The organism is Chitinophaga niastensis (assembly GCF_003014755.1).
GTDB lineage: Bacteria > Bacteroidota > Bacteroidia > Chitinophagales > Chitinophagaceae > Chitinophaga > Chitinophaga niastensis.
Genome location: NZ_PYAW01000002.1, coordinates 203906 through 216262 on the forward strand (window position 1 = coordinate 203906; position 12357 = coordinate 216262).

Below are 12357 nucleotides of genomic sequence, written 5' to 3' on the forward strand. Positions count from 1 at the left end.
AATGTAATTATATTGATATGTAATCCGAAGGCTGATTTTCCGCATCATAGGCGCTTAGCAGTGCTACGATCACTAAAAGCAAATCTATCTGACTGAAAAAAAAGCAAATCCATATAAAAGCAAAATAGTTATTTTGAAAAGGAGGAATGTTGTATTTGGATTGTGTTAAAATCAGGAAAAAGCCCAGCAATGCAAAGCCTCCAAATTCAGCCAGTATAAAAAACCAACGCATATTCAGGTTGTTACCTCCAATACCAGCCAGCCGGTTCTCGTAATTGAGCTGACCGAAGAAGTATTGGGGCGGAATAAATGTGCTATTCCCCCCGCCGTACCCGGACAGTAACAAGTAGGGTTCATCTTTTAAAAAATCAACCACGGGTAATTCCAGCTCTCTTTGGAGCGGCATCCCTAAGAGTATATTATTTTTTCCCCACAAATCAGTATCATACCGGTAAGCAGATCTTTTGAATATCAGCTGATAAAATGTATTCTGCTGATTAGCTGCATACTCCTTTATGAAATATTCCTTTGAACCGGCAACAGCGAGGAAAAGACAAACGATGGAAAGCAGCGATCCTATGATTTTCAGCCTGACAGATTGCATCCGTGGAAAAATCAAGAATACCAGTGATCCTGCTACCAGATTAATCCAGAATGTTTGGGATACGGTGAGTATGCCGGCTAGGAAAGCAATACCGGCCATCCTGAAGTTCCTGTCTTTCAAAAAGACAGGAATGGACAAGGATAAAAATGCACTGAAAATTTTAGGTTCTGAGAATAACGCCTGTATGCGGAGACTAAACACGTCATTGGATTGTTCCTGTAAATACCGGCGCTGTAATCCCAGTATTTCATCCAATGCAAGGTTATTAAAACTGAATTCAGCAAAAATCTGCAGCGCTGCTATGATGCAGGAAAATTTTGCAATTGTTTTTATAGTAGTTAAAAAATCATCGAAATTAAATTGATCTTTTTCCTGTACTATTTTGGCTCCGATTGCAAATAATGGTAAGTACGTTTTAAGATAAAAATATAATGGCCTGGTATAAAAAACATACAATTTACCGCCCGGATAATAAAAAGGATCTTTGTAAAACTGTACAATCAAAAATACTGCGATGCTGGACAACAGCGGTAATATTAGTAAGAGCAGGTAGGCTCTTTTGATATATAATTTTCCTGACAGCAGTTGATGGACCTGGTCAATTAAGAATACTATACTAATAAAAAAAGTTGCTGTAAAGGTGGGACCTATTACAATCATTGTATACGCTTCAGTTGCAAATGCGTAAAGCAATGCGTCTATAGCATGGATCTGCTTTTTATAATACAGGTATAATAGTATGCCGGAAATCAACAGGGGCATTGTTTCCCTGAAACATTCCACATAAATATTATCACTGAATAAAAAACTATATCCGCTGTCCATATTACTTTTTTAATGATCAACAGATGGGTGAAGCTTTAATGTATGCATGTCACTCATTACTTTTGATTTCATGAATGGTGTTATTATTTTGTATAAACCATATCTCCCTGCGCCAATCAGAAATTTAAACAGCCATTTATTTATTTTTTTCTCTGTCAGCAAATGATAACCTTTTAAAGAATAGATATGTAGCATATATTTTTCTGCAATGAACTTTAAGGTGTTGCCGGTATAAAAAGCAATGTGTTGTCCATGTTCGGCGCCATAATACCACCATTCGCCGAAAGATGGAGCAGGGTTGGAGATCAGCTGTGTGGAGAAAAATATGTTTTTTGAAATGGCCAGTATCTTTTCTATTTCAGCTATAGGATCCTCAAAATGTTCAAAACTTTCAAAGGTGGTTACCAGTTCAATACGATCATTGGGATTATAATCGAACCCCTTTGCCAGTAGATTTGCAGTGTAAGGATCGTGGCTGTAAAAATCAAATCCATAATTTCTCATCAGCCTGGTAAATAAACCATAGCCTCCCGCATAGTCCAGAAATTTTCCTTTTCTGTTGAACAGAAAAAAAAGAAGCGTTACCACAGATTTGGCCCCGAGGATGTTTCTCCGTACAAGACCTGTATCAGTAAGATTAATAGATTGTTCATAGGCTTCTTTCAGCCAGAATGGTTTTTCCGTTTGAACAAATCCACATAGATCACAGGCGTAATACCTGACCTTGTGCTTGTCCAGCAGCGTTCCTCTGAAAAGAAAAGTGCTGGAGTGACCACATATCCTGCATATGTCATCCATAGCTTTCCGGTTTATATTGAGATACGTTTGTATAATTTGTATAACACCGCATTTTTTTTAATTATATTTTTTATTTTAGCCGACAGGCTATCTACATCAAGCATCATATCACCAGTAAATTTATCTGCTGTTTTGTCTATCCTGTTTTCTGTTGGATGAATAATAACGGGGATAGCACCATAGTTCATTTTTTTAAACCAGAGTGGCATGCGTTTAGTGTGAGTGGCACTTTTGCCATAACCAATATTTCTGATAAGGCTGGTATTAGGTGTGATTCCCCATCCATTATTAAACCATACTACAATAGACCATTGTATATCCCAGGTATCCGGGTGACTGTTATAGATAGCCTGTAAATACAAAGGCAATCTTTGATTGTTATCATTTTCCAGGAAGTGCTGATAGGACACGAGTGAAAAATCATATTTTTTCCAGGCCCTGCGCCAGGTGGCCCATCCCCATACATGCACATGATGCGAAAAATAATAAGAAGCCTTACCACGTTGGTTGCCCAGCTGAAAATTGCTTCCACCTATATGCATGATGCTTTCATTCCACCTGTAGCGGCTTAATAATTCTGAACAGAAAGAAAAGAAGGTAGGATCAGACAAACAATCATCTTCTAATATGATACCTTCTTCTACATGTTCAAAGAACCAGTCAATAGCTGTACTAACAGCTTTGCCGCAACCCAGGTTGTTTTGCCGGAATTGTGTTTTTACGTCACATGGCCAGTCTATACCATCCATTATAAGTTGTCTTGTTTCATCGCATAGTCGTTTTTCCTCCGGTTTATTTAACCTTGGTCCATCTGCAGCAATAAATAATTGTGCAGGTTGCTGCTGCCTGATTTGTTCAAAAACAAGTAATGTTTCTGCCGGACGGTTAAATACAAGAAATAGAACAGGCGTGTGTAACATTATTTAGTTGCCTCCAATGCAACTGCATTTTTAAATCTTATTTCTTCTTCTACAAGATTGAACATATCATCCGGGCAATCGTTAAACTGGCATCTTCTTACATTCCTGAATCCTGCCTGTTGCAGTATATGCGTGAGGGAGAATTGATCCCACATATATAAATGATCGCTGTTGCCAAATGAAGACTGTACCAGCTGTTTAAATCCACGGACCCTTTGTTGTTTCCCCAGCATTGTTTCTTCGAGGAATTTAATATTTGCTTCCTGGTCGTTATTGGCAAGATTGTCAAGATATCTTCTGGCAGCGCATTCCAGATCAGGTACCACACACCTGAAATAGCCACCCGGCTTAAGAATATGAAAAGTATTACTGATAGCAAGCAGGCAATCTTCATAGGATAAATGTTCCAGCACATGACAACAATAAATGCCATCGCATGAATTTTCCTTTATACGCGGTAATCCTTTCAGGATGTCGCCCAATAAAACATCCGGATGAAAAGCAACATGCATTCTTGGTTTGATAAGCCTGCCTATTACAGGTAGTTGCTGCAACCTCAGTGTAGGCGATGAATCAAAGTTTTCCCAGCGGGAAGGTGCTGAAAACGGTCCACAGCCATACTGTACATATAATTTAGTCGCCGGCGTATTCACTTTTTATATTTTTAAAAAAATAAGTGTAATATGTTTTTGCAAAAATTGTATATCCAACCCGCTGCATAAACAGGAACAGCTCACTGTTATTCATATGAGCCAGTTCGAAAGGCTGTGCCTCCACCAGTACATAGGCAGGGCGGTATTTCTTCCAATTATTAGATTGTAGCACTTCAATATCCAGGCCCTCCGCATCTATTGTCAGAAAATCTATCGCAGTATTATCAGTCAGGTATTGGTCCAGTATATCTGCCAGCGGCCACGTCTCAATTTTTTTTTCTTCAATAACATGATATTGTGGTACCTGTGTGTATTCTTTTACCTTTTCTTTTGAAAAGGTGCTTAGTGCCGGATCATTGAACACGCTATAAGTGAGATATTGTCTGGCAGCTGATACACCAATCTCCAGGTTAGTATCCAAAGGCCTGTATTTATTAAATAGTGCTTTGGAACCCGGCATCGGATCTATATTTATTCCCGTCCATTTCATTTTATAGAACAGGTAGGTGTTGGAAAACCTGAATGGATGATGTGCTCCTACATCTACATATATCCCTTTTGCTTTATGATGAAAAATCCTTTTTAGAATTAAGTCCTCTCCTTCAGAACTGTATGCCCGCATACCATATCGTAGCTGAGGAAATAATTTTGATACTATTTGTGCTGCTATGTTTTTTATCCTGTTCATTCGGTAAGGGATTTCTTTGGTGATACAGATAAAAAATTACCCATAAACAACTTAAAGGAGTTATGTGCCTGCCTCATATCTGTGAAGGCAAGTAAAGGGTTCAGCATTCTTCTGGTGAGGATCCATCCCTGCCTGCTTTTATCAAACAATACCAAAGCGCCATACACTGCTGTATATGCAATAACAGTAGCAATGGCTGCTCCTACACCACCATAGGGGCGAATAAGAAGCAGGTTGAGTCCTACGTTAATGATCAACCCGATGATGTTTCCATAGAGGCTTATTTTATACCTGCCTTCAATGATGAGGTATTGCACAAAAACGGAACATAGAAAGACAGGAATGCTTGCCCATATATGTATCATCAGGATGAGGGAGGCAGAGGCATATTTTGAACCATATAAAAATGGAATAATAATGTTTGCCATCAACATCACTGTTATAGAAATGGAAAGGCTTATCCAAAAAGACAAGCGGAGACATTTCTCCACACTGCCCAGGTAGGCATCCTTGTTGGCATTTTTTTTATGGATCAATCCCGGTAATACTGCCGTGGATATTACAACAGGAATAGCATACCAGAGTTCTGAAATCCTTGCAGCTACCACATATTCGCCAACCTGTGCGGCGGAGCCGAGGACATCCAGTAACAAAAGATCAATTTTCACAAATAGTACCACCACCAGGTTGGAAAATAGTAATGGCCATCCCTGGATTAATAATGCTTTTCCCAATGTAAAGTCCAGATTTGAAATAAACGTAGACATATAATGATGCCTGTAACCTGCCAGTATAATAAGGTAAGTGACCAGCAGCTCAATAAGTGATAACCACAAAAAAACAATCAGTGCCCCATTGAGTAAAACAAAAACCAGTTTAATGATGCAAAAGGCAATAAAGACGGCCACTTTAGGGATAATTACTTTTTTTACATTGTTGTCTGCCTGATAGAAATAATCAAATACATCAAATGATTGCAGGATGATATTCAATGCGGAAAAAATTGTACAGTATAAATAGGCGGGCTGCTGTTTTTTGGTGAATACTATGATGGATACACTGATTATCATACTAATAATCCCTGCCGCTATCCTCATAAAGATCAGGGTGGCTACAATGGATGGTTGTTTTCCTTCATTATTCAGTAATTCCTTCACCGCAATTTTATCCATTCCCAGCAAGGCAAAACTACCAATGATGGTAGTGAGTGCAATGGCATAACTCCATACCCCGAACGCTGCAGGCCCCAGATGCCTGGCAATAAGCGCCATGATGATGATGCCCGGAAAAAGTTTGCTTAGTTTGTCAACCAGCAACCACCCGCTATTTTCAAATATTTTATGCAATTCTTCTCTTTATTCTTTTATATAATAATGACCATGATGTTTTGTTGTGCCCGTTCGCTGAATATCCATAATGATCATAGTAGTCATAAGGATGAAAGGCCCCTTGCTCAATACCATTAAAGACAATCCCTTTCTTTTTAAGAAAGAGTTCCTTTATATTATCAGTTACAGCCATTAGCCTGGATTTGAGCGTAAAGTTATACCGGATCACAAACAGGGTACAGTCTACATATGGTGAAATGCTCTTTGCATCCGATACAATACCAATAGGGGAGATATCGATAACTATGAAATCAAAGCGTTCCTTTAGAATGTTCAGCAATGTGGCCATCCGTTTTCCTTCAATCAGCTCAATGGGATTAGGTGGAATGGGGCCTGAGGAAACAAGGTATAGTTCTTCTGTGCCCGGAACTTTTTTAATAATATCGTCCACCGTTTTAGTTCCTACGATATAATTTGTAAGACCAACGGTATTATCCAATCCAAATGAACGGGACAGTTTAGGCTTTCTCAGATCCAGTTCTACGAGTACCACTTTTTTATTGCCTACAGTCAAAGCATTTGCCAGGTGGGCTGAAAGGAATGTTTTTCCTTCACCGGATATACTGGAAGTGATCATGATAGTAGTAGGCCCGGTTTGTTCTGCCAGCAAAAACTTTAAATTGGTTCGCAGACTAAAAATCTGTTCCTGTAGTATAGATCTGTTTTGAAGAGACAGATCCTGGATGGTTTCCTGCTGCTGAAAAATTTCTGCCATCACCGGTAAATCAAATACCTGCTCTATTTCCTTTTTATTGAGTACCCTGGGGTTTAAAAAATATTTAAAATACACATAAGCTATGCTGATCAGGAGGCTTCCGGCCAGGAAGCCTACAAATACAAGCGATTTCTTTGGTGTTATGGGTTTAAGAGGAATGAATGCCGGCGCAATGATTTTGTTGTCAACTACATTGCTGGCATACGACACGGCTGCTTCTTCTTTCTTTTTTAATAAGTACAGGTATAAGTTTTCTTTTACACCCTGTTGTCTTTTAATATTAATGTACTCTCTTTCATAGGCTGGTATATTGGCAATTTTGCCCATGATCTGGTTTGCTTTGTTTTGTGTATTTTTCTGGACAATACCGGCATTTCGTTTGTAGCCGGAGATATACGTTTTGATAGTATTACGGGAATCCAATATCTGGGCATCCACGTTTTGCAGGATGATACTATTGGGTTGCAGGGATAATGACAAGCGCCTTTTTTCTTTTAATCCTTCTTCATACCTGTTGATCATGGAAGTTAATGTTTGATCAATACTTCCTGTAACCGGCGCAAATGGATAATCGCTCGAAGGATTGTTGATATAGCTTTCTACCTGATTAACTACGGAAAGCTGCATATTAGCTTCACTGAGGCGGGTATCTGCTTCTTTCACCTGTTCCAGTGCCAGTTTGGAGCTGGCTTCAATATCAGTGATACCCCGTTGTACCTTAAAATTTTCCTCTTCTTTTTCCAGCAACCCCAGCTCTTCTTTGAGGGAATCAATCCTTACAGAAAGAAAACGGATAGTTTTAAGTGCCACTTTATTTTTGTCATCCAGCGTATACTGATTATAGGTATCCAGCAGGGCATTGAGGAAGTTTGCTGCTCTTTCGGCCACCGGATCTTCATAGCTAACCAATACTACTGTTGCATCTTTATTAACGAGACTGGTACCAATATGCTCGATCTTTTTATACGCGAGATCCATTATCGAATCCACTGTAATGCGGAAAGTAGTGTTTTCGCCATCAGAAGGGAGGCGGTTATAGGTAATACTGAACTTGTCTTTTTCTACTGTAAAAGGCTGACCTGCCTTAACATTAAACAGGGTACTGCTGTTATTGTCATCATCAATATATTTTATTCTCAGCGAGTCGTTTCCAGGGGTAACATCAAAAATGTAATTTCCAACATTTGAACTGTCGCTCAGAAAGCTGATGGCTAAAGGGTTTTTGTCGTACAGCTCCTCATTTCTTACGGTTCCTTTTTTATAATAACGAACATTAAAATGGTTATTCTGTATCGCTTTCTCCAGCAGGATAGGCGATTTGAGCACTTCCATCTCATTCTCTATATTCTTATTGTTGCTGAACAGGGACAATGATTTGAGCGCATCCATTTCCTCTCCGCCACCACCTTTCTTCTCATCTTTCAAGTAAAGTTTAGTGCTGGAAAGATATAATGGCTTCTTATATTTTAAATACAGTAAAGCACCTGCAACAGCTATCACTGATACAATAATGAGTAATGGCCAGTGAAAAATGATTTTCCGGAAAAAATCATTCAGGTCTATCACCGTATTTTTATTGATTGTTGATTTATGCTGCGTCATATTGATGAGTGTCATTTGCGAAGAATGATAATCGTTGTAAGCAATGATATAACGCCTATGATTGCAGGCAATAACTGTACTGTTTTAGAAGTGGCAAACAAGCGGCTGGGTCCGGGTTTTACATAGATTACATCGTTGTTACTGAGATAATAATATGGAGATGATAATGTTTTACTGTTATTAAGGTCAAGAGAGGTGTAGTTTTTTATTCCGTTTATTTCCCGTATTACCATCACGTCGTTTCTTTTAGCACTTGTGTTAAGGTCTCCTGCCATGCTTAAAGCATCCAATATGGAGGCTCTTTCGGAAGCAATTTTATAAGATCCCGGACGGGCTACATCTCCCAGCACCGACACCCTGAAATTAATGAGGCGGGTAGATACGTATGCGTTGCGAATAGTTTTATCCAGCTCTTTCGCTACCTCATCATTGATGGCCGGGGTTGTTTTGTCTTTTACATATATCTTACCGATAACCGGCAATCCTATGTATCCACTGCTGTCCACAAGATATCCCTGTTCTATATTGTTGTTGGCAAGAGAGGCACTTCCCATCATTGCGGGATTGAATATCAGGGATACATCTTTATCAATGGTTGTAATAGTGATTTGTAATATGTCTCCGGGCTGTACTTTCAATTGCATTGCCCGGTTAAGGCTGTCTGCTCCGTTGGCTGCGGCGATGTCGTTGAAGTACGTTATTTTCCTGGTACTCTGGCATCCAATGAGAATAGCCAGCACTATTATTATTGGGAAGTAAATTTTTATGATCATATTGAACGGATTAATAAATCGGTACCGGTATTAAATTGTGGTCTGGAATTATGTTATTGCATTTGCGCCAGGTATAATGACAGGCTCCCTTTTTTTAAGTATTTTCTTCCTGAGCATTTGTTGCAGTGGAAGTTCGAAATAATAGTAGGTGGCAAGACTTAAAGGCAGCAGGATTATAAAAAAGAGCAGCAATGCATATGGCGTACGAAGCATCTCCAGCCTCAGGCCAAATGTATGTGCCACTATAACTGCCAGGAGTTGCAAAGGGAAATGCAACAGGTAGCAGGCATAGCTATAATTACCCAGGAACGCCCATTTCTCTTTAAGGAAGCCTGTGGAGGTTTCCCATAGAACGATACTCAAAATGCTGATGGGTGATACTATGGTGCGAAAAAAAACATTTCTGCAAAGAGAAAAAGAGCTGTCTGCAAATGTTGGGCTGCTGTGCGGCAAGTGCTGATGCACCAGTTTTTTCCATGTAAGCAGTAGATATGAATATTTATATTCGGTCAGTATCATCACCCAAAGCAAAATGGTTATAACCGTAATGATGTTTAGCAGCTTTTGTCCGTTGTGTTGTTTAAGTATCCATTTATATAAATAATAGGTGAGTGCACCGAGAAAAAATGAATAAAGTCCTTGCCCTATAGGCGTATAAAAATGTTGGATGAGTGCACCAATTGCTACTAATGCAAAGAGTATCCATTTCTTGTGAAGCCGCATGCGGCAAATAAGAAAGAATACAATGTAAAGCAATACCTCCACTGATACTGTCCACACGGGACCATTGAAAGAAGGGCCTTTTTCTAACCCCCAACTGTTTATACAAAAAAGGTTTAGTATAAAATGATATGGATCATTATACTGATAAACAAAGTAATGTCCTGTAAGATTTATCATGTCCCATTGTAGAAACGCCACTATTAATAAGGTAACAATAACCAACGGATATAACCGGGTAAATCTGTAGCAGAAAAAGACACGTAATGATGTTTTTCTGTTGATAATACGATCCGCGTATAACCAAAAGAAAATAAATCCGGATAACAGGAAAAACATATCTACCGCCAGGGCTCCATCATCATATAAGATAGCAAACCAGGTATAGAGTGGTAGTTGTGTTTTATCAAATGCACCGGGAAGTGTTTTATCCCCTATTAAAAAAAAATGTCGCCAGTGGTATAAGACAATTATAATGGCTGAAAATCCTCTTATTGCGTCCAGGCTATAAAAATGTTGCGTTTTTGTTCTCATTGGGACGAAACTGGGTTTTTCATAGAAAAACAATATGGCAATGATTCATTGTAGAATCATATTGATAACAGTACTTTAGAGAAAATGGTTGACTGGCGTGGAGGCATGTGTTGGAAAGGATAAAATGAATAATAATAAGAAGAATGAACAAAATGAACGAAGAATGTTTAGCCATTTTTTTTCAAATATTATTGCTGATGCATAATAGATTTCCTAATTCAGCGGAGTCTGCCATTATATACTAATCTAATAAGTATATTACACATATGATAAATCAACTACGCCGGAGCGCCGCGGCAATAATTCTGATGCTTACTGTTTTATTTATCAATAGTGCCCGGGGGCAAAACAAACCATTGGAAAATTCGCTGCTATGGGAAATCAGTGGAAACGGCCTGGAAAAGCCTTCTTATATATATGGTACCATCCACATGATTTGTGCAACAGATTTTTATATGCCGGAGAAAGTGAGCAGGGCTTTTGATAAAACCAGTCAGTTAATAATAGAAGCTAATATTTTTGATACCAGTGCCATCGCTAACATACAAAAGGAAATGTTGTCTGATGTACCCCTCAGTAAAAAATTAGCACCACAGGATTATGCCACTGTAGATTCCATACTGCAGCTGAAGTGTGGCATGTCGCTGAAATCCCTGGATAATTTTAAACTGACGATGGTTGTATCTCTGCTGACTTACAAAGCATTTTCCTGTACTCCTGTTAAATCTTATGAAACTGAATTTATGAAAATGGCAAAAGATAAAAACATACGGGTGGATGCGCTGGAAACGGTATTGGAACAATTAAAACTGTTGAACGAAGCATATACAGATGAGATGGTCATCTCTGAAGTAAAATCATTTGACAGCTCCAAAATTGCTATGAAAGAAATGGTGGCTTTTTATAAGTCAGAAGATCTCAACGGTCTGTATAAAAATATAACCAAAGCAGAGCTGATGGATAGTAATATGATGCACTGGTTACTGGAAGTGAGGAATAACAACTGGGTGATGAAAATACCGGGGATGATGAAAAAAGAGAGTAGCTTCTTTGCTGTGGGGGCCGCCCATTTAGTTGGCGCCGGGGGCATATTACAACTCCTCAAAGCCAAAGGATACAAGGTGAAACCTGTCATGAATTAAGTGCTGTATTTCAATATAAAAATAAAAGTCATCTGCAGGAGGCAGATGACTTTTATTTTTATCCTTTTTAGTAACTACTCCTGGTAGCTTCCAACTATTTTAATTAACCTGTCCGGAGCATTGGTAATGATACCATCTACACCATACGATAATAACCTTTTCAGATCTGCTTCTTCATCAACAGTCCATGGCAGTACTTCCACATGTTTTGCATGTGCTTCCTTTACCAGGTTGGCTGTAACCAGTTCGTAGTTAGGGCTGTAGATAGTAGGTGTAAACCCCAGTTTTTCAATATTAGCAGCAAAACTATCTCTGTTGCCTATGAGCAGGGCTGTTTTTTGTTTGGGAGATGACTGATGGAGCACCTGTAATGTCCTGATATCAAATGATTGAATGATTACTCTGTCGGCAATCTTTTTTTCTTTCACTACCGCCATCAATAAATTTACAAATTCCGCTGGTTGGGGATTGTAAGTACCATCGCCATCCGGTGAACTTTTAGTTTCCATATTGTAATACACCGGCTTCAGGTGATGCAGCTTTACATAAGCTTCCACACTGTCTATCAGCGCGGCCAGTAATGGTTTATGTACCATCATTTTTTGCTGCTGTGGAAAGCGGGGATGTGGTTTGGTACCTGCATCATATTTTTGGATGCTGTCGTAAGTCATTTTGTATAACGCCAGGCTTTTTTCTTCTGCCTTTGTAATATCTGTGCCATCGGGCTTGCGCATAAATTCAGCAGACATATACGTATCATGCGATACCGCTACTTTATTATCGGAAGTGATAATACAGTCCAGTTCGAGGGTGCGGGCCCCCAGCTTCACGGCATTGAGCATAGCAGGAATGGTATTTTCCGGCATGAGGGCCATACCGCCACGATGCGCCTGTACATCCGGTTTTTGTTGAGCGGTAGCACCGGTTGCCAGCAAGCTTCCACCAAGTAATAAAACAACAATACGGTTCATATAAGACTTAATTTTTTTTGATGA

Annotated in this window: 11 protein-coding genes; 1 reads left to right on the top strand and 10 read right to left on the bottom strand. The window is 39.2% G+C overall.

The window, feature by feature from the left end; genetic code table 11:
- Window positions 1-7: 7 nt before the first annotated feature.
- The 9 genes from CLV51_RS09330 to CLV51_RS09370 are packed head-to-tail and all read right to left on the bottom strand — an operon-like array spanning window position 8 to window position 10220.
- A complete protein-coding gene (locus CLV51_RS09330) occupies window positions 8-1429 on the bottom strand; it encodes a hypothetical protein (RefSeq protein WP_106527782.1) in 1422 nt (473 codons plus the stop codon).
- Window positions 1430-1438: 9 nt separating this feature from the next.
- Window positions 1439-2227: a class I SAM-dependent methyltransferase gene (locus tag CLV51_RS09335; protein WP_106527783.1), complete on the bottom strand. Its 789-nt coding sequence runs from the start codon at window positions 2225-2227 to the stop codon at window positions 1439-1441.
- A gap of 11 nt (window positions 2228-2238) precedes the next feature.
- Window positions 2239-3147: a hypothetical protein gene (locus tag CLV51_RS09340; RefSeq protein ID WP_211301975.1), complete on the bottom strand. Its 909-nt coding sequence runs from the start codon at window positions 3145-3147 to the stop codon at window positions 2239-2241.
- Window positions 3147-3800: a class I SAM-dependent methyltransferase gene (locus CLV51_RS09345; RefSeq protein WP_106527784.1), complete on the bottom strand. Its 654-nt coding sequence runs from the start codon at window positions 3798-3800 to the stop codon at window positions 3147-3149. The genes CLV51_RS09340 and CLV51_RS09345 overlap by 1 nt, the downstream gene beginning before the upstream one ends.
- Window positions 3781-4488 (bottom strand): FkbM family methyltransferase, encoded by a 708-nt coding sequence (locus CLV51_RS09350; protein WP_106527785.1) that lies wholly within the window; start codon window positions 4486-4488, stop codon window positions 3781-3783. Before CLV51_RS09350 ends, CLV51_RS09345 begins: the two co-directional genes overlap by 20 nt.
- Window positions 4485-5834 carry a flippase gene (locus CLV51_RS09355; RefSeq protein ID WP_106527786.1) on the bottom strand — a complete coding sequence of 450 codons (1350 nt, stop codon included), beginning with the start codon at window positions 5832-5834 and terminating at the stop codon, window positions 4485-4487. The genes CLV51_RS09350 and CLV51_RS09355 overlap by 4 nt, the downstream gene beginning before the upstream one ends.
- Entirely contained in the window at window positions 5827-8208 is a 2382-nt protein-coding gene (locus CLV51_RS09360; protein ID WP_106527787.1) for a GumC family protein, read from the bottom strand. The genes CLV51_RS09355 and CLV51_RS09360 overlap by 8 nt, the downstream gene beginning before the upstream one ends.
- Window positions 8205-8966 (bottom strand): polysaccharide biosynthesis/export family protein, encoded by a 762-nt coding sequence (locus CLV51_RS09365; RefSeq protein ID WP_106527788.1) that lies wholly within the window; start codon window positions 8964-8966, stop codon window positions 8205-8207. Before CLV51_RS09365 ends, CLV51_RS09360 begins: the two co-directional genes overlap by 4 nt.
- A gap of 48 nt (window positions 8967-9014) precedes the next feature.
- On the bottom strand, window positions 9015-10220 hold the full coding sequence (locus tag CLV51_RS09370) for an acyltransferase family protein (RefSeq protein ID WP_106527789.1): 1206 nt from the start codon (window positions 10218-10220) through the stop codon (window positions 9015-9017).
- Window positions 10221-10486: 266 nt separating this feature from the next.
- Between CLV51_RS09370 and CLV51_RS09375 the strand changes: the two genes are divergently transcribed.
- A complete protein-coding gene (locus CLV51_RS09375; RefSeq protein ID WP_106527790.1) occupies window positions 10487-11362 on the top strand; it encodes a TraB/GumN family protein in 876 nt (291 codons plus the stop codon).
- Between the two features lie 74 nt (window positions 11363-11436).
- Here the strand turns inward: CLV51_RS09375 and CLV51_RS09380 are convergent, their stop codons facing one another.
- Window positions 11437-12333, bottom strand: a complete 897-nt coding sequence (locus CLV51_RS09380; protein WP_106527791.1) for a glycerophosphodiester phosphodiesterase family protein — start codon at window positions 12331-12333, stop codon at window positions 11437-11439.
- Window positions 12334-12357: the final 24 nt, after the last annotated feature.